General features: G+C 72.5%; 24 protein-coding genes. 13 read left to right on the top strand and 11 right to left on the bottom strand.

The annotated features are described in order from the left end of the window. The first annotated feature begins 27 nt into the window (after window positions 1-27). The 3 genes from bioD to OG430_RS43405 all read left to right on the top strand — a co-directional run bounded on the left by bioD (window position 28) and on the right by OG430_RS43405 (window position 1,943). The gene (bioD, locus tag OG430_RS43415) at window positions 28-735 is read left to right on the top strand and encodes a dethiobiotin synthase (protein ID WP_327358175.1); all 708 of its coding nucleotides are present in this window, start codon (window positions 28-30) and stop codon (window positions 733-735) included. 98 nt (window positions 736-833) lie between these two features. Then, window positions 834-1,178, top strand: coding sequence for a VOC family protein (locus OG430_RS43410; RefSeq protein ID WP_327358174.1), 345 nt, complete (start codon window positions 834-836; stop codon window positions 1,176-1,178). Window positions 1,179-1,247: 69 nt separating this feature from the next. Further along, the gene (locus OG430_RS43405) at window positions 1,248-1,943 is read left to right on the top strand and encodes a class I SAM-dependent methyltransferase (protein ID WP_327358173.1); all 696 of its coding nucleotides are present in this window, start codon (window positions 1,248-1,250) and stop codon (window positions 1,941-1,943) included. A 22-nt stretch (window positions 1,944-1,965) separates the two neighbouring features. On the opposite strand, the gene OG430_RS43400 is transcribed toward OG430_RS43405, so the two are convergent. Both OG430_RS43400 and OG430_RS43395 read right to left on the bottom strand, forming a co-directional pair. Beyond that, window positions 1,966-2,304 (bottom strand): fic family toxin-antitoxin system, toxin component, encoded by a 339-nt coding sequence (locus tag OG430_RS43400; RefSeq protein ID WP_442816770.1) that lies wholly within the window; start codon window positions 2,302-2,304, stop codon window positions 1,966-1,968. Window positions 2,305-2,333: 29 nt separating this feature from the next. Then, on the bottom strand, window positions 2,334-2,615 hold the full coding sequence (locus OG430_RS43395; protein ID WP_327358171.1) for a toxin-antitoxin system HicB family antitoxin: 282 nt from the start codon (window positions 2,613-2,615) through the stop codon (window positions 2,334-2,336). A 178-nt stretch (window positions 2,616-2,793) separates the two neighbouring features. Between OG430_RS43395 and OG430_RS43390 the strand changes: the two genes are divergently transcribed. Together OG430_RS43390 and OG430_RS43385 are read left to right on the top strand one after the other, a co-directional pair. Further along, window positions 2,794-3,714 (top strand): ABC transporter ATP-binding protein, encoded by a 921-nt coding sequence (locus OG430_RS43390; RefSeq protein ID WP_327358170.1) that lies wholly within the window; start codon window positions 2,794-2,796, stop codon window positions 3,712-3,714. A 7-nt stretch (window positions 3,715-3,721) separates the two neighbouring features. Further along, window positions 3,722-6,286 carry an ABC transporter permease gene (locus OG430_RS43385; protein ID WP_327358169.1) on the top strand — a complete coding sequence of 855 codons (2,565 nt, stop codon included), beginning with the start codon at window positions 3,722-3,724 and terminating at the stop codon, window positions 6,284-6,286. 101 nt (window positions 6,287-6,387) lie between these two features. On the opposite strand, the gene OG430_RS43380 is transcribed toward OG430_RS43385, so the two are convergent. Next, window positions 6,388-8,295 carry a serine/threonine-protein kinase gene (locus OG430_RS43380; RefSeq protein WP_327358168.1) on the bottom strand — a complete coding sequence of 636 codons (1,908 nt, stop codon included), beginning with the start codon at window positions 8,293-8,295 and terminating at the stop codon, window positions 6,388-6,390. Window positions 8,296-8,458: 163 nt separating this feature from the next. Here OG430_RS43380 and OG430_RS43375 point away from each other — a divergent pair, with 163 nt between their 5' ends. The 5 genes from OG430_RS43375 (at window position 8,459) to abc-f (ending at window position 14,124) form a co-directional block, all read left to right on the top strand. Beyond that, window positions 8,459-9,349 (top strand): LLM class F420-dependent oxidoreductase, encoded by an 891-nt coding sequence (locus OG430_RS43375; protein WP_327358167.1) that lies wholly within the window; start codon window positions 8,459-8,461, stop codon window positions 9,347-9,349. Window positions 9,350-9,424: 75 nt separating this feature from the next. Next, window positions 9,425-9,850: a GNAT family N-acetyltransferase gene (locus tag OG430_RS43370; RefSeq protein ID WP_327358166.1), complete on the top strand. Its 426-nt coding sequence runs from the start codon at window positions 9,425-9,427 to the stop codon at window positions 9,848-9,850. 197 nt (window positions 9,851-10,047) lie between these two features. Next, window positions 10,048-11,469, top strand: a complete 1,422-nt coding sequence (locus tag OG430_RS43365; RefSeq protein WP_327358165.1) for a hemolysin family protein — start codon at window positions 10,048-10,050, stop codon at window positions 11,467-11,469. Continuing rightward, complete coding sequence (locus tag OG430_RS43360) at window positions 11,466-12,479, top strand: hemolysin family protein (RefSeq protein WP_327358164.1); 1,014 nt, start codon at window positions 11,466-11,468, stop codon at window positions 12,477-12,479. Before OG430_RS43365 ends, OG430_RS43360 begins: the two co-directional genes overlap by 4 nt. Then, window positions 12,445-14,124 carry a ribosomal protection-like ABC-F family protein gene (abc-f, locus tag OG430_RS43355; RefSeq protein ID WP_327358163.1) on the top strand — a complete coding sequence of 560 codons (1,680 nt, stop codon included), beginning with the start codon at window positions 12,445-12,447 and terminating at the stop codon, window positions 14,122-14,124. The genes OG430_RS43360 and abc-f overlap by 35 nt, the downstream gene beginning before the upstream one ends. On the opposite strand, the gene OG430_RS43350 is transcribed toward abc-f, so the two are convergent. The 7 genes from OG430_RS43350 to OG430_RS43320 form a co-directional block, all read right to left on the bottom strand. Next, window positions 14,121-14,366: a holin gene (locus OG430_RS43350; RefSeq protein ID WP_327358162.1), complete on the bottom strand. Its 246-nt coding sequence runs from the start codon at window positions 14,364-14,366 to the stop codon at window positions 14,121-14,123. The two genes, abc-f and OG430_RS43350, sit on opposite strands and share 4 nt — an antisense overlap. Before the next feature lie 309 nt (window positions 14,367-14,675). Continuing rightward, entirely contained in the window at window positions 14,676-15,233 is a 558-nt protein-coding gene (mug, locus tag OG430_RS43345) for a G/U mismatch-specific DNA glycosylase (RefSeq protein ID WP_327359460.1), read from the bottom strand. Then, window positions 15,230-16,666 (bottom strand): adenylosuccinate lyase, encoded by a 1,437-nt coding sequence (purB, locus tag OG430_RS43340; RefSeq protein ID WP_327358161.1) that lies wholly within the window; start codon window positions 16,664-16,666, stop codon window positions 15,230-15,232. The genes mug and purB overlap by 4 nt, the downstream gene beginning before the upstream one ends. A gap of 206 nt (window positions 16,667-16,872) precedes the next feature. After that, complete coding sequence (locus OG430_RS43335; protein ID WP_327358160.1) at window positions 16,873-17,700, bottom strand: SGNH/GDSL hydrolase family protein; 828 nt, start codon at window positions 17,698-17,700, stop codon at window positions 16,873-16,875. Window positions 17,701-17,741: 41 nt separating this feature from the next. Then, entirely contained in the window at window positions 17,742-18,185 is a 444-nt protein-coding gene (locus OG430_RS43330) for a hypothetical protein (RefSeq protein WP_327358159.1), read from the bottom strand. Between the two features lie 97 nt (window positions 18,186-18,282). Then, window positions 18,283-19,020 (bottom strand): ABC transporter permease, encoded by a 738-nt coding sequence (locus OG430_RS43325; RefSeq protein WP_327358158.1) that lies wholly within the window; start codon window positions 19,018-19,020, stop codon window positions 18,283-18,285. Between the two features lies 1 nt (window position 19,021). Then, a complete protein-coding gene (locus OG430_RS43320) occupies window positions 19,022-19,984 on the bottom strand; it encodes an ABC transporter ATP-binding protein (protein WP_327358157.1) in 963 nt (320 codons plus the stop codon). 107 nt (window positions 19,985-20,091) lie between these two features. On the opposite strand from OG430_RS43320, the gene OG430_RS43315 reads away from it, so the two are divergent. The 3 genes from OG430_RS43315 to OG430_RS43305 all read left to right on the top strand — a co-directional run bounded on the left by OG430_RS43315 (window position 20,092) and on the right by OG430_RS43305 (window position 23,348). Further along, window positions 20,092-21,357: a sensor histidine kinase gene (locus OG430_RS43315; protein ID WP_442816662.1), complete on the top strand. Its 1,266-nt coding sequence runs from the start codon at window positions 20,092-20,094 to the stop codon at window positions 21,355-21,357. Window positions 21,358-21,371: 14 nt separating this feature from the next. After that, window positions 21,372-22,022, top strand: coding sequence for a response regulator transcription factor (locus OG430_RS43310; protein WP_327358156.1), 651 nt, complete (start codon window positions 21,372-21,374; stop codon window positions 22,020-22,022). Window positions 22,023-22,190: 168 nt separating this feature from the next. Next, window positions 22,191-23,348: an ROK family transcriptional regulator gene (locus OG430_RS43305; protein ID WP_327358155.1), complete on the top strand. Its 1,158-nt coding sequence runs from the start codon at window positions 22,191-22,193 to the stop codon at window positions 23,346-23,348. Between the two features lie 308 nt (window positions 23,349-23,656). On the opposite strand, the gene OG430_RS43300 is transcribed toward OG430_RS43305, so the two are convergent. Next, a complete protein-coding gene (locus OG430_RS43300) occupies window positions 23,657-24,415 on the bottom strand; it encodes a GntR family transcriptional regulator (protein WP_327358154.1) in 759 nt (252 codons plus the stop codon). Window positions 24,416-24,547: the final 132 nt, after the last annotated feature.

Here is a 24,547-nt window from a genome sequence, read left to right as displayed (position 1 = left end):
ATACGGCAGCTTTACGAAAGGCAGGACATGGCAGTACTCGTGATCAGCGGGACCGGGACCGAGATCGGCAAGACAGTGACGACCGCCGCGGTGGCCGCGGTCGCGCTGCAGGGCGGGAAGTCCGTGGCCGTGGTCAAGCCCGCCCAGACCGGGGTGGCGCCCGGCGAGCGCGGGGACGCGGAAGAGGTGGTGCGGCTCGCCGGGGCGGTCACGACGCTTGAACTCGCCCGCTACCCCGAGCCGTTGGCGCCCAACACCGCGGCCCGGCGCTCGGGCATGGCACCGGTCCGGCCGCAGGACATCGCCGACGCGGTGGCCGAGTTGGCCGCCTCGCACGATCTCGTGCTGGTCGAGGGCGCGGGCGGCCTGCTCGTGCGGCTCGACGACGAGGGGGCGACGCTGGCGGACGTGGCACGGCTCCTCGACGCGCCGGTGCTCGTGGTGGCCGCGGCCGGCCTGGGCACGCTCAACATCACGACGCTGACCGCGGAGGCCCTGCGGGCACGGGGCCTGCGCCAGGCGGGCGTCGTCGTGGGCAGCCTGCCCGCGGCACCGGGGCTCGCCGAGCGGTGCAACCTGGAGGATCTTCCGGTGGCGGCAGGGGCCCCGCTCCTCGGCGCACTGCCCGAGGGCGCGGGATCCCTGGACCCCGCGGACTTCCGGGCGCGGGCGGGCAGTTGGCTCGGGGCGGAGCTGGGCGGGAGCTGGGTCCCCCTCAGCCCGTCCGGCGTTTGAGGACACCGCCCGCAGGGCGGAAGGGGGCGCAGCCTTACGGGAAGGGGCGGGGAGGGGCAGAAGAAGGCACCGACCCCCGGCCACGTACCCTCAACGCCATGCGAGCCCGTATCGACGAGATCGTCTTCGACTGCGCCGACCCCGCAAAGCTGGTCCGCTTCTGGGCCGCCCTCCTCGGCGGCACCCCCGTGGACCGCAGCGCCGACTGGTCGTACGTCGACGTGGAGGGCTTCACCCGCCTGGCCTTCCAGCGCGTCCCCGAGGGCAAGACAGTCAAGAATCGCGTGCACCTCGACCTGGACGCCGGAGACATCGCCGCGGCCGGCGCCGAAGCCGTCGCGCTGGGCGCGGAGTTGACCGGCGGCGTCGTCACCGATGCGCAGGGGTCGTTCCAGGTGCTGCGCGACCCCGAGGGCAACGAGTTCTGTTTCGTTGCCGTCTGACGGGTCATGAGGTCCCGGGCGCGGGCACAATCGCGGTATCCGCCCCGCCCGCGCAGGAGGGACCAGCACATGTCGCCACGCAGCCCCAAAGTCCCGAGGGACGCCGTCCACCACCCGCTGTTCGCCCGCTTCTACGCCTGGCAGAGCGCGAGCGCCGAGAAGGTGATCGGACGCCACCGCGAGGAGCTCCTCGCCGGGCTCAGCGGCCGGGTCATCGAGATCGGCGCGGGCAACGGACTCAACTTCGCCCACTACCCGTCCGCCGTGTCCGAGGTCGTGGCGATCGAACCCGAGCGGATGCTACGGCAGTTGGCGGTGGAGGCCGCGTCGCGCGCCGAGGTGCCGGTCGATGTGGTGCCGGGCGCGGCGGAGGCCCTGCCGGTCAAGAGCGAGGCGTTCGACGCGGCGGTGCTCTCCCTGGTGCTGTGCAGCGTGCGCGATGTGTCGCGGGCCCTGGCCGAGGTGCGGCGGGTGCTGCGGCCGGGCGGTCAGCTGCGCTTCTTCGAGCACGGCCGGGCCCCGGCGGGCCGGGGGATGATCGCCGCGCAGAAGGGCCTGGACCGCACGGTGTGGCCGCTGCTGTTCGGCGGCTGCCACGTGGCGCGGGAGCCCCTCGACGCGATGGAGGCCGCGGGGTTCGGTCTCGGCGACTACCGGCGGGTCATGGTGCCGGAGAAGGGCCCGCGGCTGCCTTCGTCGTTCTGCGTGCTCGGCTCGGCGATCCGACCGCCCGAAGCCCGGGAGACCGAGGTCCCGAAGAGCTAACAGCGCCCTGGAGCCCCGGACCTCAAAGGCTCCACCTCCGCAGCTCCGCCGCGATCTCCCGCACCCCCGCCGCGCCGTCCTTCACCAGGCGGGCCAGCTCCCGCACCTGCTCGGGCGTCGTGGCGACCTTGAGGCCGCTGGCGACGAGATAGGCGTACGCGACGGCCGAGGCGAACATGGCGTTGGAGCGTTCCAACGCCGGGATGTGCAGCAGTTGTTGCAGCAGGGCGGCGGCCCGCGTGTGCGGGTCGTCGTAGACGGGGGTCCCGAATATCTCCGCGTCGTGTCGGCTCACGGCGGCCACCAGCGAGCCCCAGTCGGTGACTTGAGGGTCGGACGGTGTCTTCTGCTCGGCGATCATGAGGAGCCAGGCAAGGTCGATCTTCAGATTCAACGCCGGCCCTCGCGCGGCGCCCGCTCGGGGCCGACCGGCGACCGCCCAGGCCGGGCCGATGGCGGCTCCGCCTCCGCGAACTCCTCGGCGAAGACCGTCTCGTACTGCTTCATGAAGTCCGCGGCAGCGTCGACGAACGTCTGTCCCAACTCGCCAACGTCCTGCCGGACGAGCTCCTCGATATAGCGGTTCACACTCATGCCCCGCGCCAGCGCGCGCTCGCGGGCCGCTCTGGCGGTCTGTTCGTCGACGCGTACGTTCAGCTGAGTCTTGGCCACACTCTCAAGCTAGCGCCGACGCGCTAGCACCGGCAAGGGCAGCCCGGAACGGGATCCGGGTGCCCCTTACACGCGTCTCAGGGTACCGACCTGGGAGGGATACCGGTGGACCACTGGATCCCTCTACTCTCTCTGCTTGTACGGGAGTTGGGACGGCCTGGAACCAGGGGAGGCGGCCTTGTCCACACCTGCTGCAGAGAGTACCGGCGGCCTTGCCGGGGCCAATGGGACAGCGGCGCGAGCCCGAGGGCTCACCAAGGCGTACGGCACCGGTGAGACCACCGTGCTCGCGCTGGACGCGGTCGACGTGGACATCGCGCGCGGCCGGTTCACCGCGGTCATGGGGCCCTCGGGCTCGGGGAAGTCCACGCTGATGCACTGCCTGGCCGGGCTCGACTCGGTGTCCGCGGGGCAGGTCTGGCTGGGCGACACCGAGATCACCGGGTTGAAGGAGCGGCAGCTGACGCGGCTGCGCCGGGACCGGATCGGCTTCATGTTCCAGGCCTTCAACCTGCTGCCCACGCTCAGCGCCGCGGAGAACATCACGCTGCCCATGGACATCGCGGGCCGCAAGCCCGACCAGGCGTGGCTGGAGCAGGTCATCGACACGCTCGGCCTGCGCGACCGCCTGAACCACCGGCCCGCCCAGCTCTCCGGCGGCCAGCAGCAGCGCGTGGCGTGCGCGCGGGCGCTCGCCTCGCGGCCCGAGCTGATCTTCGCGGACGAGCCCACGGGAAATCTCGACTCGCGGGCCGGCCTGGAAGTGCTCGGCTTCCTGCGCGAGGCCGTCGACCAGTTGGGCCAGACCGTCGTCATGGTCACCCACGATCCGGGCGCGGCCGGTCACTCGGACCTGGCGCTGTTCCTCGCGGACGGGCGGATCGTCGACGAGATGCACCGTCCCACCGCCGAGGCGGTCCTCGACCGGATGAAACGCTTCGACAGCCTGCACGCCGCGCCGCCGCACCAGCGCGACGGCACGCCCCTCGAAAAGCCCGCCCCGCCCGCCGCGCCGGTCGGGCCCACCGCACCGGCCGAGGCCGCCAAGCCCACCGAACCAGCCGAATCCACCGGGCCCGCCGCGAGCGACGAGAGCTGAGGCCGGCGTGCTGAAGGCAACCCTGCGGAGCTTCTTCGCGCACAAGGGGCGGCTGATCCTGTCCGCCCTCGCGATCATCCTGTCGGTGGCGTTCGTCGCGGGCAGCCTGATCTTCTCCGACACCGTGAGCCGCACCTTCGACCGGCTCTTCGCCTCCACTTCGGCGGATGTGGCGATCGGCCCGAAGGAAGGCATCAAGGAACAGATCCCCTCGGGCATCACCCCGACCGTCCCGGCGTCCCTGGCCGAGCGCGTCGCCGACGTGGAGGGCGTCGCCAGGACGGAGATCGACGCGGGCGTCGAGAACCTCACCGTCGTCGACAGCGAGAACGAACCGGTCGGCTCGACCACCGGCGCCCCCACCATCGCCACCAACTGGAACGTCACCGAGCGCAGCCCGGTCAAGCTGACGGACGGTCATGAACCGCGCGGCGAAGGCGAGGCGCTCCTTGACGCCGACACCGCGGACAAGAAGCACGTGGACATCGGCGACACCCTGACCGTGCTCGCCAAGCCGGGCTCCTTCAAGGTCGAGATCGTCGGCATCGCCACCTTCACCACCACCAACCCCGGCGCGGCCCTGGTCTTCCTGGACACCCCGACCGCCCAGACCAAACTCCTGGGCAGCACGAAGAAGGCCACCAGCATCGCGGTCGAGGCCGCACCCGGCGTCAGCGACGAGCAGCTCAAGCAGAACCTCGCCGCCGAACTGGGCGCCGAGTACAAGCTGGAGACCGCCGACGAGCAGGCCGAGTCGGCCGCGGCGGACCTGGGCAGTGCGCTGGACGTCATCAAGTACGTGATGCTCGGCTTCGCCGGGGTCTCGGTCCTGGTGGGCATCTTCCTGATCGTCAACACCTTCTCGATGCTGATCGCCCAGCGCACCCGCGAGTTGGGCCTGATGCGGGCCCTGGGCGCCGACCGCCGCCAGGTGCGCCGTTCGGTGCTCACGGAGGCGCTGCTGCTCGGCGCGGTGGGATCGACGCTGGGTCTGGCCCTGGGTGTCGGTCTCGCGCTCGGCCTGATCGAGCTGATGGGCCTGGTCGGGATGAACCTGAAGTCGACCGAGATGGTCTTCGGCTGGGTGACTCCCGTCGCGGCGTACGCGGTCGGGGTCGGGGTCACCTTCGTCGCGGCCTATCTGCCGGCCAGGCGGGCTGCCCGGGTCTCCCCCATGGCGGCCCTCGCCGACGCCGAAGTCACCGGTATCGGACGGCCGTTGACGGTACGCGCGATCGTGGGCGGCGTCGTCGGCGCTGCAGGTGCCGCCGCCCTGGTGGGCTGCGCGGCCAGCGACGACACCTCCAATGCCGCGTCCCTGCTCGGCCTCGGGGTCGGCCTGACCCTGATCGCCACGGTGATCGCGGGCCCGCTCCTGGTACGCCCGGTGATCAAGGTCCTGGGCGGGGCGTTCCCCGCGCTGTTCGGCTCGGTCGGCCGGATGAGCCAGCGCAACGCCCTGCGCAATCCGCGCCGCACGGGCGCCACCGCGGCGGCGCTCATGGTGGGACTCGCCCTGGTGGGCGGCCTGTCGATCGCGAGCGCGTCGATGTCGAAGTCCTTCGACCAGCAGATCGACCGCACGCTCGGCGCCGACTTCGTGGTGCAGAACCAGAACTTCATGCCCTTCCCCGCCGAGATCGCCGACAAGGTGAAGGGCGTCGACAGCGCCGGCCTCGTCGTGCGCCAGCGTTTCGCGCCGGTCGAAGTGACGCTGCCCGACGAGAAGAAGGTGCGCTCGGCGGCGGGCGCGTTCGAGAAGGGACTCGACGACGTCGCGAAGATCACGTACGTCGACGGGAGCACCCGGGCCGTCCTCGCGCCCGACCGGATCGGCATGGACCGGAAGTTCGCCACCGAGCACGGCGTGCAGATGGGCGACGTCCTGCCCGTGGAGTTCCCGGGCAAGGTGAAGGCCAAGCTGACGGTCGCCGCGCTCACCGACAACGGCATGGCGAGCGGGCCCGGCACCGACGGCGGGTTGTTCGTCGGGCTCGACACCGCGCGGAAGTACCTGCCGGACGGGCAGGACTCGGCGCTGTACGTGAACGCCGCGGACGGCGTCCAGGCGGACGCCCTGCGCAAGGACCTGGAGCAGGTCCTCGACCCGTATCCGCAGGTCCAGGTGCGTGACCAGGCCGACTACAAGGAGCTGATCCGCGGCCAGATCGCCGTGATGCTCTACCTCGTGTACGGCCTGCTCGGCCTCGCCATCATCATCGCCGTGCTCGGGGTGGTGAACACCCTCGCCCTGTCGGTGGTGGAGCGCACCCGGGAGATCGGTCTCCTTCGCGCGATCGGCCTGGCCCGGCGGCAGTTGAGCTGGATGATCCGCCTTGAGTCGGTGGTGATCGCCGTGTTCGGCGCGGTGCTCGGCCTCGGGCTCGGGCTGGTGTGGGGCTTCGCCATCCAGCAGGTGCTCGCCCTGGAGGGCATGACGGCGCTGGCCCTGCCGTGGACCACGATCATCGCGGTGGTGCTCGGCTCGGTCGTGGTCGGATTGGTGGCGGCGCTGCTGCCGGCCGCGCGGGCGGCGCGGATGAACGTGCTGGTCGCGATCGCGCACGAGTAGACGGACAAGGGCATACGTGAGGGGCGTACGGCAGATGTGATGTCTGTCGTACGCCCCTTGCGCATGCGGTCAGTTGAGGGCCCGCCGCAAGAACGGACCGGCTACTGCTCGGGCTTCCACAGCGTCGCCGTCGTCAGATAGGTGGGCAGCGCGCTCCCCTTGGGGCCGTCCACGTTGATCTGCCGGATCCACAGGTGCGCCACCGACTTGTCGGCGGTCTCGATGCACAGGCCCATGTTCTGCTTGAGCACCGAGTTGTCGCGGAGCTTCTTCAGCGGGATCGGGTTGGGCAGGGTGCTCGCACGGGCGGTCTTGCGGCACTCACCGGGGGTGGGGAACTCCTCGGTGGTGGTGTTCATGATGTTGCCGTTGGTGGTCTGCAGACCCTCGAGCTGATCCGGGACCTCGCAGGCGTGGTAGGCGAGGGCGCCCAGGAATTCGGCGGCACTCATGTTGCCGGGGTGCGTCACCTTGAAGTCGTTGTCCACGTCGATGATGTACGTGTCCGCCTTGGCGTCGCACTTCATGTTGTAGCCGCCCGACGCGGGCTTGGGGCCCTGCAGCGTGACCGAGGTGTCCTGCAGGGTCAGCCGCCAGCCCTCCTCGGTCTTCACGTCGCCCACGGGTTCTTCCGTGGGGTCCTGGTTGCCGCCGGCGGCCGGGGTGGTGGGGGCCTGGCCGCTGCCGGGCGACTTGTCTTCGCCCGGCCGGGTCGTGGCGTTCTGCTGGTCCGCCGAGTTGTTCTTGTCGTCGGATCCGCCGTCCTCGGCCAGCATCTTGTAGCCGAACACGGAGCCGCCGCCCACGACGAGGACACCGGCCACGGCCGCCGCGACGAGCACGCCGGTACGGCGGGGCCTGGGCGCGGCCGTGGAGGTGGTGGCCGCGCCCGCGGCGGGGCCACCGGGGGGCGGGGCCGGGGAGTAGGCGGGGGCCGCGGGCTGGGCGTAGGGCTGGGCGGGATGCGCGTACGCGGCCGGAGCCCCCTGGCCCGGTACGCCCTGACCCGGAGTGCCGGGTCCGAACGCCGGGGCGCCGGGCGGCTGTTGGGGCGGAGTGCCCGGGGCGGCCGGGGACGCCTGCGTCGGCAGCCGTGCCTGGTCGGCCGCGGCGGCGTGCAGATGCATGGTCTGCTCCTGCTCGGCCACCTCCTGCGCGACGCCCGCCGGCAGCCACCAGCCGTCGCCGCGTGCGAGGCCGCCCGCACCCGCCACCGCGTGGCAGTGCTCGACGATCTCGGCGGGGGTCGGCCGCGCGGCCGCGTCCTTGGCCAGGCACGACTCGACCAGGCCGCGGATCTCCTGCGGACAGCCGCTCAGCTCGGGCTGGTTGGCGACGATGCGGTGCAGGATCGCCTGCGAGGGCCCGTCGCCGTACGCGTGCTGGCCGGTGAGCGCGAAGTGCACGATGAGGCCGAGCGCGAAGACGTCGAGGGCCGGGGTGATCTCGCCGCCCATGGCCTGCTCGGGCGCCATGTAGGCGGGGGTGCCGAGGGCCACGCTGGTACCGGTGAGGCCGGCGGCGTCGGCGGCACGGGCGATGCCGAAGTCGATGACGCGCGGGCCGTCCGCCGCGAGCAGGACGTTGGACGGCTTGAGGTCGCGGTGCACCACGCCGGCACCGTGGATGGTGACCAGGGCCTCGGCGATGCCGCCCATCAGCTTGAGCACCGACGCGAGGGGCAGCGGACCGTGCCGGCCCACCGCGACGGAGAGCGGCGGCCCGGGAACGTACGCCGTGGCGAGCCACAGTTCACTGCCGTCGGTGCGGCTGTCGAGGACCGGCGCCGTGTAGGGCCCCTGGACCCGGCGGGCGGCCGCCACCTCCTGGGTGAACCGCTGCTGGAACAGCGGGTCCTGCGCGTACTCGCGGCGCACGACCTTCAGGGCCACGGGCTGGCCGCCCCGCGTGTGCGACAGATAGACCACGCCCATGCCGCCCTGACCGAGACGTGCCTGGAGGCGGTAACCGGCTATCTCCCTGGGCTCGTCCGGAGCCAGTTCTTCCATGGGTGTGGGCCTCCCCGCTCGTTGGAGTGGACATGATACGAACCGCAGTCCCAGGCGTCACAGGCGCCTCACCCACCCCGTGCGGGGACCGCGGCACGATGGCAGGATCGGGGGACAGAAGCCTTCAGGGGACACTCAATTCACGTACGGGCAGGGAGAGTTCATGCCGCGACCGTTCCGTTTCGGGATCAATATGCTCAACGCGTCGACCGAGGCCGATTGGCGGGCAAAGTGCCGCAGGGCGGAAGAACTCGGCTATGACGTGATCCTCGTCCCGGACCATCTGGGGATGCCCGCGCCGTTTCCGGCGCTGGTGGCCGCGGCCGAGGCCACCGAGCGCCCGCGGGTCGGCACCTTCGTGCTCAACGCCGGATTCTGGAACCCTGCTCTCCTGGCCCGCGAGGTGGCCACCACGGACGCGCTCACCGGCGGCCGGCTCGAACTGGGCCTCGGCACCGGTTACGTCCAGGCGGAGCACGACAGCGCCGGGCTGCCCTGGGGAACGCCGGGCGAGCGGGTCACCCATCTGCAGCGCACCATCGAGGAGTTGGACCGGCTGCTCGGCTCCGACGAGCACCGGCCGCAACCGGTCCAGCGGCCCCGTCCGCCGCTGCTCATCGGCGCCAACGGCGACCGCATGCTCAAACTCACCGCCCGGCACGCACAGACCGCCGCCTTCCCGGCGGCGCGCACGGACGGGCCCGGCGGGAAGCTGATCCCGCTCAGCCCGGAGGAGCTGGACGAACGCGTCGCCCGCTACCGGGAGTTCGAGGCGGCGGCCGGGCGCAGCGAACCCGCCGAGCTGAATCTGCTCCTCCAGTTCGTGGCGATCACCGACGACCCGTCCGCGGCGGTGGCGGATCTGGCGTCCAGACTGCCGGACCTGACCACGGAGGAGGTCCTCGCCCTGCCGCTCACCCTCGTCGGCACCCGGGACGAGGTCATCGACCAGGTGCTGACGCTGCGGGAGCGCTACGGATTCTCGTACCTCACCGTGCTAGACGACTTCATGGAGGCCTTCGGCCCGGTGATCGAGGCGCTGCGCGGCAAGTGAGCGTCGAGGCCGGGGGTCGTGTCCGCATACCGGAAACCCGCGCCGCGGCCCCCGGCCCGGTGATGGGATGAGCGCATGACAGATCTGCGCCTGCGTTCCGCCACCCCCGCCGACCTCGACGCCGTGCTCGCCTTCTGGAAGACGGCCGCCGAGGGCACCAGCATCAGCGACGACCGCGACGGGGTGGAGCGGCTGGTCGCCCGCGACGCCGAGGCGCTGATCCTCGCCGAGCGCGACGGTGAGCTGGTCGGGACGGTCATCGCCGGGTTCGACGGCTGGCGCTGCTCGCTCTACCGGCTCGCGGTCCACCCCGGCCACCGCCGGCAGGGCATCAGCCGGGCGCTGCTCACCGCGGCGGAGGAGCGTTTCGTACGTCTCGGCGGGCGGCGCGGCGACGCGATGGTCCTGGTGGACAACGAGACGGCGCACCAGGCCTGGGGGGCCGCCGGCTACCACCCCGAGGAGCACTGGCGGCGCTGGGTGAAGCCGCTCACCGACTGAGCGACACCGCGCCCACCGACCCTCGCGCCCCGGGGCCGGCAAAATTGGGCGCACTCTACTTTGCCCACCCTTTACCATGGTGGGACCAGCATCCTTACCAATGAAAGGTGTGAGCGTCCGCCCATGGGCGAGCCTCCCAGTACCCGATATCGCGCACTCACCCCCGCCCTGGCCGATCATGGGACGGAGGTGACCCGATGACCGAAGTGCTTCTGCTCGCTCTGGCTCTGCTCCTGACGCTGGCCTGCGGCATCTTCGTGGCCGCCGAGTTCTCCCTGACGACGGTCGAGCGCTCCACCCTGGAGCGGGCCGCCGCCGAGGGCGAGCGGGGCGCCGACAGCGCCCTGAAGGCCGTGCGCAGCCTCACCTTCCAGCTCTCCGGCGCCCAGCTGGGCATCACCGTCACCGGCCTCGTCATCGGCATGCTCGCCAAGCCCTCGCTCGGCAAGATGCTGGCGGGGCCGCTGGACGCGCTCGGCATGTCCCGCTCCACGGCCGAGTCGGCCGCGCTGATCCTCGCCACCGTGCTCTCCACCATCATGCTGATGGTGATCGGCGAGCTGGTGCCGAAGAACTGGGCGATCTCCTCGCCGCTGGCGGTCGCCAAGCGGGTGTCGACGGCGCAGCGCTGGTTCAGCGCCGCCTTCCGCCCGCTGATCCGCCACCTGAACAACACGGCGAACCACACCGTGCGCCGCTTCGGCATGGAACCCGCGGAGGAGCTCGCCTCGGCGCGCGGCCCGCAGGAGCTGGCCGCGCTCGCCCGGCACTCCGCCAAGGAGGGTGCGCTTGAGGCGGACACCGCCGAGTTGTTCGTACGCACCCTGAATCTGGCCGACCTGACCGCGGAGAACGTGATGACGCCGCGCGTACAGGTGATGGCGCTCGATGTGCAGGCCACCGCGGAGGACGTCGCCTCGGCGACCCGCGCGACGGGCCTGTCCCGCTTCCCGGTGTACCGGGGCAGCCTCGACTCGGTCGTGGGCGTCGCCCACATCAAGGACGTGCTGGCCATTCCCGCCGAGCGCCGAGCCCGCTACCCCGTCTCCGAGCTGATGCGGGAGCCGCTCCTGGTGCCCGAGTCGCTCACCGTGGACCGGTTGCTCGACCGCATCTCCGGCAAGCGCACGATGGCCGTGGTCATCGATGAGTACGGCGGTACGGCGGGCGTCGCCACCCTCGAGGACATCGTCGAGGAGGTCGTGGGCGAGGTCCGCGACGAGCACGACCCGCACGAGACGCCCGACCTGGCCCCGGCCGGTGAGGACGCCGAGGGCCGCCGCCTCTATTCGGCGGACGGCGCCGCCCGTACCGACCAGCTGGAGAAGATCGGCCTGCGCGCGCCCGACGGCCCGTACGAGACCCTCGCGGGTCTGGTCGCCGCCGAGCTGGGCCACATCCCCGCCGTCGGGGACGGGGTCGAGGTGGCCGGCTGGCGCCTGGACGTCGTGGACGCCTCCGGCCGACGCGCGGCCCGTGTGCTGCTGCACGCACCGGCCCCCGAGGACGAGGACGTACAGGAAGAACACGGCAGGCAGAGCAGGCGCGAGAAGAGGAACGAGAGCAAGAACGCGAGCAAGAGCGAGAACTCGGACGAGAAGAAGGAGGGCAAGCGATGATCGCCATGCAGTTGCTGATCGGCCTGGCGACGCTCGTCGTCAACGCCTTCTTCGTCGGCGCCGAGTTCGCGCTGATCTCCGTACGCCGCAGCCAGATCGAGCCGCACGCCGAACAGGGCGACCGGCGGGCCACCAGCGTGATGTGGGGCCTGCAGCACGTGTCGCACCTGATGGCGGCGGCCCAGCTCGGCATCACGCTGTGCACGCTGATCCTCGGTATCGTCGCCGAGCCCGCGATCGCGCATCTCCTGGAGCCCGCCTTCCACGGCATCGGGATGCCCGAGGGGCTGATCCACCCGATCTCGTTCGTGATCGCGCTCGCCGTGGCGACGTATCTGCACATGCTCCTCGGCGAGATGATCCCGAAGAACATCGCCCTGGCCGAGCCGGTCCGCAGCGCGCTGCTGCTCGGCCCGCCGCTGGTCGCGGTGACCCGGGCGCTGCGCCCGGTGATCTTCACGATCAACGCGTTCGCCAACGCGCTGCTCAAGCTGCTGCGGGTGGAGCCCAAGGACGAGGTGGAGGCGACCTTCTCGGACGACCAGCTCGCCCGCATGGTCAAGGACTCCTCGGACGCGGGCCTCATCGACGACCGCGCCCAGGAGCGGCTGCACGACGCGCTGGAGCTGGGCCGGCGCCCGGTCAAGGACGTCGTCCTGCCGCTGGAGCGCCTGGTGTACGCGCGGGTCGGGGTGACGCCGGAGCAGCTGGAGGAGCTGTCGGCGCAGTCCGGGTTCTCCCGCTTCCCCGTCGTGGACGACGGCCGGCGCATCGTCGGCTATCTGCACATCAAGGACGCCCTGGAGGTGACGCCGCGCGATCTGCCGTTCCAGGTACGGGACATGCGGCCGATCGCCCGGGTGCGGGAGGCCACGCCGCTGGACGACGTGCTGACCGCGATGCGGCGCAGCCGGACCCATGTGGCGGCGGTGCTCGGCGAGGACGGCCGGCTCGCCGGTCTCGTCACCATGGAGGATGTGCTGCGGGAGCTGTTCGGACAGCCCGCCTGATCGGACCTGTTGGGGGTGGACCGCCTTGAGTCAACTCGTGCTGCGCGAGGTGTCGTTCGGCTATCCGGAGCGTCCCGTGCTCGAGCATGTCTCGCTGTCGGTGCGGCCGGGTGAACACGTCTGCGTCATCGGCGAGAACGGCTCGGGCAAGTCCACGCTCCTCGACCTGATCGCGGGCCGTGCCGTGCCCGCCGAGGGCGAGGTGGCGGTGTCCGCGGACGGCGGCACCGGCCATCTCGCCCAGACCCTCGCGCTGCCGCCGCATGCCACGGTGCGGGACGCGGTGGACGAGGCGCTGGCCGAGCTGCGCGACCTGGAGCGGCGGATCCGGGCGGCCGAGGAGTCGCTGGGCTCGGCGTCCGCGCGCCAACTCACGGAGTACGGCGATCTCGTGGCGGCCTTCGAGGCACGGGACGGCTATCGGGCGGACGCCCGCCTGGACGCGGCACTGCACGGTCTGGGCGCGGGACATCTGGGGCGCGAGCGCAGCCTCGGCTCCCTGTCCGGAGGCGAGGCGGCACGTCTCGCCCTCGCCTGCGTCCTGGCTCCGGCGCCCGAGCTGCTCCTCCTCGACGAGCCGACGAACCACCTCGACGCGGCGGCCGTCGGCTGGCTGGAGGAGCGGCTGCGCGGGCACCGGGGCACGGTGGTCGCGGTGACCCACGACCGGTTGTTCCTCGACCGGGTCGCCGGCGCCATCGTGGAGGTCGACGGCGACCGGCGGACGGTGGCCCGGTACGGCGGCGGCTGGTCCGGCTACCTCGCCCAGCGCACCGCCGAACGGCACCGCTGGGAGCAGCGCCACCGCGAGTGGTCCGACGAGGTGGCACGCCAGGAGCGGATCGCCGAGAGCTCGTCCGCGCGCCTCGCCACGGGCTGGCGGATGAGCGAACGGACCGCGTTCACCAAGCACCAGCGCTCCGTGGAGGGGCAGATCTCCGGCGTCGTGCGCAACGCCCGCGAGCGGCTGCGCAGGCTGCACGAGGACCCCGTCCCCCGGCCGCCCGACCCGCTGCGGTTCGCCGCCGATGTGGAGGGCGGCGCGCATCCCTTCCTCCGGCCGGTCGAGCTGACGGACATCGCGGTGGGCGAGCGTCTGGCCGTGGCCGCGCTGCGCCTCGAACCGGGTGCGCGGCTGCTTGTCACGGGGCCGAACGGAGCGGGCAAGTCGACGCTGCTCGGCGTACTCGCGGGCACGCTGGAGCCGGACCGGGGCACCGCCCAACTCCCGGTCCGGGTCGGCCATTTGCCGCAGGAGGTGCCGTACGAGGACTCCCCCTCGCCCCTCCTTGACGCCTTCGCGGCGGGGCTCGGCGGGCTGCCCGAGGACCATGCCGAGCAGTTGCTCGCGCTCGGGCTGTTCCGCGAGGAGGACTTCACCGTCCCGGTCAAGGGCCTCTCGGTGGGCCAGCGCCGCCGTCTGGCACTGGCCCGCCTGGTGACCCGCCCGGCCGACCTGCTGCTCCTGGACGAGCCGACGAACCACCTCTCCCCCGCCCTGGCGGAGGAGCTGGAACAGGCACTCGCCTCGTACGCGGGCACGCTGGTCGTCGTGTCGCACGACCGGAGGCTGCGGGAGCGATTCCGGGGCGAGCGGCTGGAGTTGGCGGGCGGGCGGCCCGTGCGCGGCCAGACCCTCCCCTAGGGATTGACCGCCCCTCCCGTGGTCGCCCCTCCGGCCGGCTGCGGCTCGGCCGCCTTGCGCGCGCTGAGGCCGATCGCCGTCAGGACGGCGAGCAGTGTGGCCATGCCTGCCGTCGAGAGGGCCGCGACCCAGTCGACGTCGAGGAGGTTCGTCGCGCCCGCCGTCAGCACGGCGACCAGTGCCTGGGCGAAGGTGCGCACGGCACGCTCGGCCGTGTCCTTCCAGAATGCGGCAGTCCACATGGCGGGCCCCTCTCACTCGGCACCCGCGCCGTGCGGGCCTGCCTCCGGCATACCGCTGGGGCAGGCCGCTGCACAGGGTGGCGTCGCCAACTGGGGGTACGGCACGCGCTGTTGGGGCCAGGGCGTGTCCGGCGGATCTTCGCGGAAGAGCCCGCGGCGTCTGGTGCGTGCTCTCGGCGTGCGCCCGGATCGCCCTCGTACTGGACGTACTTGGGTGATTCGGGCGTGCGGCGAGCGGGGGCACCCCCGGCCGGAGGCTGGGGGCGCGTGCCAGGCGTCGTGGGCCCGCGAAGATCCGCCGGACAGGCCCTAGGGGGCGTCTTGCGCCTGCGCCGCGACCCGTAGCCGCGCGTACTCCTCGGCCATCGTCGCGGCCGTCCAGTGCGCGTTCAGGCCGCTGGGGTTGGGCAGCACCCAGACCCGGCTGCCGCCGACGGTGCGCTCCTGCGGGCCGATGCCCGCCTTCTTCTCGCCGAACGCCGCGCGATAGGCGGTGATGCCGACCACCGCGAGCCATTCGGGCCGCAGGCGCCCGACCTTGGCGTCCAGCAGACGGCCGCCCTCGACGTACTCCTCGGCGCTCAGCTCGTCGGCGCGGGCGGTGGCGCGGGCCACCACGTTCGTGATGCCGAGGCCGTACGCCGGCAACTCGTCCTGTTCCGCGGGCAGTAGCTGCCGTGGCGTGAACCCGGACAGGTGCAGGACCGGCCAGAAGCGGTTGCCGGGGCGGGCGAAGTGGTGGCCCGTGGCGGCGGAGAGGAGGCCCGGGTTGATGCCGCAGAACAGGACGCGAAGGCCGCCCGCGACCACGTCGGGGATGACGCGGTCGCGGGCGGCCTCGAGTTCTTCGCGAGTGAAGCGGGTCAGAGGATCGCTCCGGGTGTGTAGGCCGCGGCCTCCGGGTACTGCTTCACGATCTCCTCGATGCGCGCGACGACGGCCGCGACCTGGCCGCCCGCCGCACCCGTGAAGGACAGCTTGTCGGCCATGAGGGCGTCCAACTGGGCGCGGTCCAGCGGGATGCGCTCGTCGGCGGCCAGCTTGTCCAGGAGCTCGTTGCGCTCGGCGCCCTGCTCGCGCATGGCGAGGGCGGAGGCGACGGCGTTCTCCTTGATGGCCTCGTGCGCGACCTCACGGCCCACTCCGCCGCGTACGGCGCCCATCAGGACCTTGGTGGTCGCGAGGAACGGGAGGTAGCGGTCGAGCTCGCGGGCGACGACGGCCGGGAAGGCGCCGAACTCGTCGAGCACGGTGAGGAAGGTCTCGAGCAGGCCGTCGAGCGCGAAGAACGCGTCGGGCAGCGCGACCCGGCGGACCACCGAGCAGGAGACGTCGCCCTCGTTCCACTGGTCGCCGGCCAGCTCGCCGGTCATCGAGGCGTAGCCGCGCAGGATGACCATGAGGCCGTTGACGCGCTCGCAGGAGCGGGTGTTCATCTTGTGCGGCATCGCGGACGAGCCGACCTGGCCGGGCTTGAAGCCCTCGGTGACCAGCTCGTGCCCGGCCATCAGCCGGATCGTCTTGGCGAGCGAGGACGGGGCGGCGGCCAGCTGGACGAGTGCGGTGACGACCTCGTAGTCCAGGGAGCGCGGGTAGACCTGGCCGACCGAGGTGAAGGCCTGCGAGAAGCCGAGGTGCCGCGCGATGCGCTGCTCCAGGTCGGCGAGCTTGTCGGCGTCGCCGCCGAGCAGGTCGAGCATGTCCTGGGCGGTGCCGACCGGGCCCTTGATGCCGCGCAGCGGGTAGCGGCCCAGGAGCTCTTCGACGCGGCCGTACGCGACGAGGAGTTCGTCGGCGGCGGTCGCGAAGCGCTTGCCGAGGGTGGTGGCCTGGGCCGCGACGTTGTGCGAGCGGCCGGCCATGACGAGCTCGCCGTACTCGGCGGAGAGCTTGCCGAGGCGGGCGAGGACGGCGACCGTGCGGCCCTGGACCAGTTCGAGGGAGCGGCGGATCTGCAGCTGCTCGACGTTCTCGGTGAGGTCACGGGAGGTCATGCCCTTGTGTACGTGCTCGTGGCCGGCGAGGGCGTTGAACTCCTCGATGCGGGCCTTCACGTCGTGCCGGGTGATCTTCTCGCGCTCGGCGATGGAGGCGAGGTCGACGGTGTCGAGGACGCGGGCGTAGTCGTCGAGGGCGGCGTCCGGCACCTCGATCCCGAGGTCCTTCTGGGCACGCAGCACGGCGAGCCAGAGCTGGCGCTCGAGCTTGACCTTCTGCTCGGGGGACCACAGGGCGGCGAGCTCTACGGAGGCGTAGCGGCCGGCCAGGACGTTCGGGATGCGGGGCTTAGCAGCAGTCACAGTGGGCCAGTCTACTTGGCGGTTTGCGCAGGTCGGCGCGGCGGGTTGTTCGTCGGAAGCTACGAGGGGACCTCCTCCAGCCCGTCCGGCATTTCTCCAGCCCGTCCGGCGTTTGAGGACAGAGGCCGAAGGCCGATCCGGGGGTCCAGGGGCGAAGCCCCGGTCGTCGAAGACTTACGGGAAGGGGCGGGGCGGGGCGGGGAAAATCAGGCCCGGCGCCAGCCAGTCACCGGCCCCGGATCCGCATCGTCGGCCGGAGTGATCCAGAAGCCCTGCCCCGTCGCCGCGTCGAACTGCGCCCCACTGCGCCCGTCCCCCGACGAGCGGCCGGTCAGGCGGCGCCCTATCCACGGGCCGAGGTGCTCCCGGGCGAAGCGGGCGTCGGCTGCCCGGCGGGCCGTCCAGCCGGGGCGGACCGAGGGCGGAAGGGCGGCCCGCCAGTCGTCCTCGGGCTCGTATCCGAGGGTCTCCCAGACCGCCTCGGAGACGCGGCGGTGGCCCTCGTCGGTGAGGTGCAGGCGGTCGACGTCCCACATGCGCTGGTCGCCGAGCACGGTGTCGTACAGGTCGACGACGACCGCGCCGTGCTTGGCGGCCAGCTCGTCGACGTACGAGAAGAGCTCTTCCATACGCGGCCGGAACCGCGCCTGGACCGGGCCCTCCCGGCCGGGGCTGCGCATCAGGACGAGCTGCTTGCAGGACGGGGCGAGCTTCTCGACGGCCTCGCCGAGCAGGGCACGCACCCGGCCCATGTCGCACTTGGGGCGCAGGGTGTCGTTGAGGCCGCCGACGAGGGTGATCACGTCGGCGTTCATCGCGGCGGCGACGTCGACCTGCTCGTCGACGATCTGGCCGATGAGCTTGCCGCGCACGGCGAGGTTCGCGTACCGGAAGCCGGGCTCGACGCGCGCCATCTTGGCGGCGACGAGGTCGGCCCAGCCGCGGTAGGAGCCGTCGGGCAGCCGGTCGGACATGCCCTCGGTGAAGGAGTCGCCGACCGCGACGAGACTGGTGTAGGTGGCATTCATCTGCATGGCGGAGTGATCGTATCCGGTGCGGGTGCCCGGTGGCGGCTTCAGGGCGGGTCGACCGTCGTCGCCACGGCAAGCAGCTGGAAGGGCAGCTCCCGGTCCTGCTGGCCGACGCCGAGGGCTATCCAGCGGCCGTCGCGCTGCCACAGGTGGAGGTTGGCGACGGACATGCTCAGCTCCGACCAGGGGTCGGGTATGTGCTCGCCCGAGGCACTTCGGGTGGCCAGGCTCCAGAGGCTGAAGATGTCCGGGGGACCCCAGCGCTCGGTGAGCACCAAGGCGAGGGCGGTGAGCTCCGCGTCGTACTGCTCCTCGACCTCCTCGACCAGAGTGAGGTCCTCGTCCCAGAAGTCCTCGCTGGTGAGCAGCTCCGCGATCACATAGCCAGGGCCCCACGAACCGGCGGAAGACCTGCCGCGCTCCTCGGGGAGGTCCCGGGTGCGCAGCAGGTCGACTGCGGCTAGGTGATCTGCGGTGGTGCTGCTCATGGCCCCAAGTAAACCGGCTGCCACTGACAATTGGCTGTCCGTCAGGCGGGCTCGGGGCAACGCCCGGTGCTCGGGCGGGGGTTCGGCAGCAGGGCTCTCAGGCGTCGCGGCGGCGCAGCGACCACCAGCCGGCCAGCAGGGCGGCGGCGGTCCAGGCCGCGGTGACGGCCAGCCCGGTCCAGGGGCCGAGGCTGCCCACCGGGTCCTGGTGGAGGATCTGTTGGCCGGCGCGGTCGGGGAAGTAGTCGGCGACGCCGCCCGCCACGTCGCCGACGACGAAGGACACGATCAGGATGAAGGGGATCAGCGTGCTGAGGACGGCGACCCCGCTGCGCAGCACGGTCGTGAGCCCGGCCGCGAACAGGGCCATCAGGGCCAGGTAGACGCCCGCTCCGACGCAGGCCCGCAGCGCGCCCGGATCACCGAGGCCGATGGCGTACTCGCCCATGAAGGCCTGCCCGGCGAGGAACGTGGCGAAGCTGGTGACGAGCCCGACGACCAGGGCGAGCGCGCCAACGACCGCCATCTTGGCCGCGTAGAAGAGCGTTCTGTCGGGGACCGCGGCGAGCGAGATGCGCAGGGCGCCGTTCAGGTACTCGGAGGACAGGGCGGTCGCGCCGAAGCTGATCGCGGCAATCTGACCGAAGTTGAGCGCGTAAAAGGCGCTGAACACGGCCTCGAAGTCGGCGTTGTCGGCCTCCTCCTGTCCGATCGTGGCCGTGGCCAGGACGGTGATGGCCAGCGTGACCGCGAAGACGCAGATCAGCGATCCGGCGGTGGCACGCAACGACTTGAGCTTGATCCACTCGGAGTGGAGCACGGCGGTGGTCGACATCTCAGGCCTCCTGAGCCAGGGCAGCGGTGGTGGGGCGCGAGGCGAACTGCGCCTCGTCGGCGGTCAGCGCGAGGTAGGCCGCCTCCAATGTGGCCTCCTCCGCGGCGAGTTCGAGGATGGGGATGCCCGCGCGGGCGGTGAGTGGGCCGATGTCCTGCACGCGCGCGTTGCCGACGATCCAGCGGCCTTCGTCGTCGCGTACGAGGCTGTAGTCCTGTGCCTCGAGCAGGCGCTGCAGGGCGGCGTCGTCGGAGGTGCGGATCCGGACCCGGGGCTGCACCTGGGCGTCGATGAAGTCCTGCATCGGGGTGTCGGCGAGGAGCCGGCCGCGGCCGAGGACGACGAGGTGGTCGGCGAAGGTGGCCGTCTCGTTCATCAGGTGGCTGGAGACCAGGACCGTGCGGCCCTCGCGGGCGAGGCGGCGCATCAGTTCGCGGATCCAGATGATGCCCTCGGGGTCGAGTCCGTTGGAGGGTTCGTCCAGCATGACCACCTTGGGGTCGCCCAGCACGGCGGCCGCGATGCCGAGACGCTGGCGCATGCCGAGCGAGTACGTCTTGATGCGCCGCCCCGCCACGTCCGCGAGGCCCGCCTCCGCCAGGACTTCGTCCACCCTCCGGAAGGGGATGCGATGGCTCGCGGCCAGCGCACGCAGGTGGTTGCGGGCCGTGCGTGAACCGTGCGCGGCCTGGGCGTCGAGGAGGGCGCCCACGTGGTGCAGGGGCTGGTCCAGCTCGGCGTAGGGGCGGCCGCCGATGGTGACGGTGCCGGACGTGGGGCGGTCCAGGCCGAGGGCGAGGCGCATCGTGGTGGACTTGCCGGCGCCGTTCGGGCCGAGGAAGCCGGTGACCCGGCCGGGCTCCACGGTGAACGTGAGGGAGTCGACGGCACGGGTACTGCCGTACTCCTTGGTGAGTTCACGGACCTCGATGGTGGCGTCGAAGGTGGCGTCGCTGCTTGTCATGGCTTCAGCCTCGCGGCCGGGCCGGGTGCGGGGCCTCCCCCGGCGGTGGAGACCGTTTCCCCCGTGCGGGGGAGCCGGTTGTCAGTGCCCGCTGACAGGATGGACGGATGCCTGACCTGCACCGACCAACCCGGCCTTCGGCACTGCCGCGCAAACTGCTGCGCGCCCTGCTGCGGCCGGTGACGCGCGCCGTCACCTATACGCGGTGGCTGCACATGCTGGTCGGTGTGGCCGTGGTCGTCATCTCCGGGTTCGTCTTTCCCGGCTCCTCACCGGTGAGTTGGATCCTGGCCGCGCAGATCCCGGTCCCGTTGCTGCTGCTCGCGGCGACCGTTCCCGCCATGCGTGTCGCCGAGGGCATACAGGCCCGGATCATGCTGCTGCCCGGCCCGCACGCGCGCGTGCAGGACGGGACGGGCGTGCGGGGCGCCGCCGGCATCGTGGCCCTGCCCTCCGCCTCCTGGCGCGACCGGGCGCGCACCGCGGTCTGGCTGGTGCTGCGCCTCGAAGTGGGCGGCGCCGTCGGCGTCGTCACGGTCCAACTCCTCGCGCTCTCCCTGGGGCTCGTCGGGGCCGCGACCGGTCAGGTCGGCGACACGGCTTCGGTCGTCGATCCGGCCGGAGACCACTGGGCGTACGGCCTGCTCGTCCCCGTGGTCCTGCTCGCCCTGATCCATCTCATGGCCGGCGCGGGCGAGTTGATGACCATGGCGGCCCGCCGTCTGCTCGGCCCCTCCCCCGCCGAGCGCCTCGCCGACCTGGAGGAGCGCACCGAGCAGCTCCTGGAGCGCAATCGCATCGCCCGCGAACTGCACGACTCCATCGGCCACGCCCTGACCGTCGCCGTCGTCCAGGCGGGCGCCGCACGCGCGGCCGGCAGCCCGGAGTTCACGGACCAGGCCCTGGGCGCCATCGAGGAGACCGGCCGGGCCGCCCTGGAGGACCTGGAGCGCGTCCTGCTCGTGCTGCGCGAGGCGGAGCGGCCGCCGAGCAGCCGGCCCACGCTCGCGGACGCGGACCGGCTGCTCGACTCGGCGCGTACGTCGGGCGCGAAGGTCGACGCGGAGGTGTCCGGGCCCATCGAGCAGGTGCCGGGACCGGTCTCCCGCGAGGGCTATCGCATCCTGCAGGAGGCGCTGACCAACGTGCTGCGGCACTCGGACGCCGAGGCGGGCGTACGGGTGCGGATCGCGGTGGCCGACCGCCGCCTCGATCTCCTCGTCACCAACCCGCTCGCCGGGGCCGCCCAGGGGCCAGGCTCCGGCAGCGGTCTGCGCGGCATCCGGGAGCGGGCGGCGCTGCTCGGCGGGCGGGCGCGGACCGGGCCGCACGAGGACGAGTGGCAGGTGCACGTCGAGCTGCCGATCACCTGAACTACGCTTCCGGGGTGCCGGTCACAGTCCTCCTCGTCGACGACGAGCCCCTAGTACGCGCGGGCCTGCGGGCCGTCCTCGACGCGCAGCCCGACATCGAGGTGGTCGGCGAGGCCGCCGACGGGGCCGCCGTGATCCCGCTGGTGCGGCAGCTGCGGCCGGACGTGGTGGCGATGGACGTACGGATGCCGCTGATGGACGGAATCGAGGCCACGCGCGCGGTGCTGCGCACCGTGGACCGGCCGCCGAAGATCGTCGTCGTCACGACCTTCGAGAACGACGAATACGTCTACCAGGCCCTGCGCGCCGGAGCCGACGGGTTCCTGCTCAAGCGGGCCAGGCCCGCCGAGATCGTGAACGCCATCCGGCTGGTCGCCGAGGGCGAGTCGCTGCTGTTCCCGGCCGCGGTGCGCTCGCTGGCCGCCGAGTACGGCAATGCCCGGGCCCGCGCCGACATGGACCGGGCGGCGCTGACCGACCGGGAAGCGGCCGTGCTGCGGCTCATGGCTCGGGGCCTGTCCAACGCGGAGATCGCCGGGCAGCTCGTGGTGGGCACCGAGACGGTGAAGTCCCATGTCAGCGCGGTCCTGGGCAAGTTGGGGGCGCGGGACCGGACGCAGGCGGTCATCGCCGCGTACGAGTCTGGGTTCGTGTCGCCGGGCTGAGGCGGCTCCGTCATCCGGGCGCGCGGGTGTGTGGCGCGTACGGAGCCGCTGTGCGCGGCCGGTGCGAAACGGAGCGCCCGGCCCCGCTCGCCCCACCCGGCACTCGCCGCAGCCCCGTGCGGCGAGTACGATCCGCCCCACACGCACGCGAGCTGGGAGGACGGGACGTTGGGGCGGTTGACCGGCGGGGATCCCTCTCTGCTGCGGCGGATCAATTCGGCGGTGGTGCTGCACGCACTGCGCGGCGCCGACTTCGCGACGCTCACCGAGATCACCCGGATCACAGGCCTTTCCCGGCCCACCGTGGAGGGCGTGGTCGAGGGGCTCATCGACGCCGGGCTAGTCGTGGACAGCCCCGCCGAGGAGGGCACCGCCCGGCGGCAGGGGCGGCCCGCGCGAAGGTTCCGGTTCCGCGCCGAGGCCGGTTATCTGCTCGGCCTGGAGATCGGGCCGCATCGGGTCGCCGCGGCCCTGTCCGACCTGGACGGACGAGTCCAGGGCACCGGACAGCGCGAGGTCGACGAGACGGCGTCCGCGGACGAGCGGCTCGACCGGCTGCGCGGCGTCGTCGCCGATCTGCTGCGCCGCGCCGGCATCTCCCGCGACGCGCTGCGGGCCGTCGGCGTCGGCACCCCCGGCATCGTGGAGGCGGACGGCACGGTACGCCTCGGCACGGCGCTGCCCGACTGGACGGGGCTGGCCCTGGGCGAACGGCTGCGGCGGTCCTTCAAGTGCCCGGTCCTGGTCGAGAACGACGCCAATGCCGCGGCCGTGGCCGAGCACTGGAAGGGCGCGGCCACCGAGTCGGACGACGTCGTGTTCGTGCTCGCGGGCCTGAGCCCGGGTGCCGGCGCGCTGATCGGCGGGCGCCTGCACCGCGGCTACGGCGGCGCGGCCGGCGAGATCGGCGCCCTGCACCTGCTCGGCCGCGAGGTCACCCCGGAGTCGCTCCTCTCGACCACCGACGAGCCGCTGCACCCGCTGGACGAGCAGGCCGTGACGGAGGTCTTCGCGCACGCGCGGGAGGGCGACGAGCGGGCCCAGGCGGCCGTGGAGCGCTACATCCAGCGCCTCGTCCACGACGTGGCGGCGCTGTCGCTCGCCCTCGACCCGGAGCTCGTCGTCATCGGCGGCTGGGCGGCCGGCCTCGACGGCGTACTCGAGCCGCTGCGCCGCGAGTTGGCGCGCTACTGCCTGCGCCCGCCGAGGGTCGCCCTGTCCCGGCTCGGCGAGGCCGCGATCACGATCGGCGCGCTACGCCTCGCCCTCGACCACGTCGAGGAGGAGCTCTTCGCAGTGGAGGGCTCGGTCACCGGCCGCCGCTGACGCGTCGGTTGGCGAGTGGGGGGAAAGGGGCACATTTGCGCCCGATTCGCCCCGCTATATCCGCCCGCTTTCCCCCACTTGCCGATTTAGAGGCCGGTCCCGGCTCCGCTTCCCGGCCCGGCCCGGCTCGGCCCGGCTTCCCGGCCCGGCCCGGCTCGGCCCGGCTTCCCGGCCCGGCTCCGCTCCCCGGCACCCCTCGGCCCGGCCCGGCTCCCCAGCTCCGCCCTCCGACCCTCCCGGCCCGACCCGCCCCGGCCCGACCCGCCCGGACCCGACCTGCCCGACCTGGCCCGCCCGACGCGCCCCCCTCAGGAAGCCCGCCGCTCCTGCCCGTGGTCGATCTGCACGTCCCCGCTGTCCCCGAAGGTCAGCCGGCAGGTGTCCGCGCGGTACGTCGCGACCGAGACGGCCGCGGTCCGGCCCTGCGCGAAGTACCGCGTCGTGACGAGGAGGACGGGGGCGCCGGGCAGCCGGTCCAGCTGCTTGGCGTCGTCCGCCCGCGCCGAACCCAGCTCGACCGCGCGGTCCTCGCCCTCGAGCCCGAGGCGTCCCAGCTCACGAAGGACGGCACGCGCGCGTGCGGGTCCGCCGGGCGTCTCTATGGCCGAGAGCTCGGGCACGGAGGCGGCGGGAACGTACAACAGCTCGGCGGCGACGGGCTGTCCGCCGCTGACGCGGGAGCGACGGACGGCGTGCACCGGCTCCTGCGTGCCGCAGCCGAGGAGCTTGGCGACCGCGGCGGGCGGCGCCGTCTGCACGCAGTCGGCGGGCTGCCAGTCGTCGGTCTCGCCCGGCCAGGCGTTCTGCGCCGGGCCGACCTCGACGCCCATGCGCGGCGGCGCGACCGTGGTGCCGACGCCGCGGCGGCGCTGCAGCCGGCCCTCCAGCTCGAGCTGTTCGAGAGCCTGGCGCAGGGTGGCCCGGGCCACGCCGAAACGGGCGGCGAGGTCACGCTCGTTCGGCAGGATCTCCCCCACCGTGAACTCGGAGTCGAGCGCTTCGCCGAGAACGGTCTTGAGGTGCCAGTACTTCGGCTCCGGCACCGATTCGAGCTGCGTGGTCCCCACCCTTGCCTCCGCAATCGCCGTGCATCCATGGGCAGAACAGCCCGGCGGCTTTTTACGTGCCCTTGTTTATTAAAGGTTCCTGCACTATCTCAGCGACGATAGGGCCGCCCAACCCCTTGGTCAAGACCAATC

Source organism: Streptomyces sp. NBC_01304 (genome assembly GCF_035975855.1).
GTDB lineage: Bacteria > Actinomycetota > Actinomycetes > Streptomycetales > Streptomycetaceae > Streptomyces.
This window is presented reverse-complemented; position numbering and strand designations above follow the sequence as displayed.

Bases quoted from the DNA above. Each gene is read 5' to 3' on its own strand.
- bioD (WP_327358175.1), top strand. From the start codon at position 28: ATGGCAGTACTCGTGATCAGCGGGACCGGGACCGAGATCGGCAAGACA.
- OG430_RS43410 (WP_327358174.1), top strand. From the start codon at position 834: ATGCGAGCCCGTATCGACGAGATCGTCTTCGACTGCGCCGACCCCGCA.
- OG430_RS43405 (WP_327358173.1), top strand. From the start codon at position 1,248: ATGTCGCCACGCAGCCCCAAAGTCCCGAGGGACGCCGTCCACCACCCG.
- OG430_RS43400 (WP_442816770.1), bottom strand. From the start codon at position 2,304: ATGATCGCCGAGCAGAAGACACCGTCCGACCCTCAAGTCACCGACTGG.
- OG430_RS43380 (WP_327358168.1), bottom strand. From the start codon at position 8,295: ATGGAAGAACTGGCTCCGGACGAGCCCAGGGAGATAGCCGGTTACCGC.
- OG430_RS43375 (WP_327358167.1), top strand. From the start codon at position 8,459: ATGCCGCGACCGTTCCGTTTCGGGATCAATATGCTCAACGCGTCGACC.
- OG430_RS43370 (WP_327358166.1), top strand. From the start codon at position 9,425: ATGACAGATCTGCGCCTGCGTTCCGCCACCCCCGCCGACCTCGACGCC.
- OG430_RS43365 (WP_327358165.1), top strand. From the start codon at position 10,048: ATGACCGAAGTGCTTCTGCTCGCTCTGGCTCTGCTCCTGACGCTGGCC.
- OG430_RS43360 (WP_327358164.1), top strand. From the start codon at position 11,466: ATGATCGCCATGCAGTTGCTGATCGGCCTGGCGACGCTCGTCGTCAAC.
- abc-f (WP_327358163.1), top strand. From the start codon at position 12,445: ATGTGCTGCGGGAGCTGTTCGGACAGCCCGCCTGATCGGACCTGTTGG.
- OG430_RS43350 (WP_327358162.1), bottom strand. From the start codon at position 14,366: ATGTGGACTGCCGCATTCTGGAAGGACACGGCCGAGCGTGCCGTGCGC.
- OG430_RS43335 (WP_327358160.1), bottom strand. From the start codon at position 17,700: ATGCAGATGAATGCCACCTACACCAGTCTCGTCGCGGTCGGCGACTCC.
- OG430_RS43330 (WP_327358159.1), bottom strand. From the start codon at position 18,185: ATGAGCAGCACCACCGCAGATCACCTAGCCGCAGTCGACCTGCTGCGC.
- OG430_RS43325 (WP_327358158.1), bottom strand. From the start codon at position 19,020: ATGTCGACCACCGCCGTGCTCCACTCCGAGTGGATCAAGCTCAAGTCG.
- OG430_RS43320 (WP_327358157.1), bottom strand. From the start codon at position 19,984: ATGACAAGCAGCGACGCCACCTTCGACGCCACCATCGAGGTCCGTGAA.
- OG430_RS43315 (WP_442816662.1), top strand. From the start codon at position 20,092: ATGCCTGACCTGCACCGACCAACCCGGCCTTCGGCACTGCCGCGCAAA.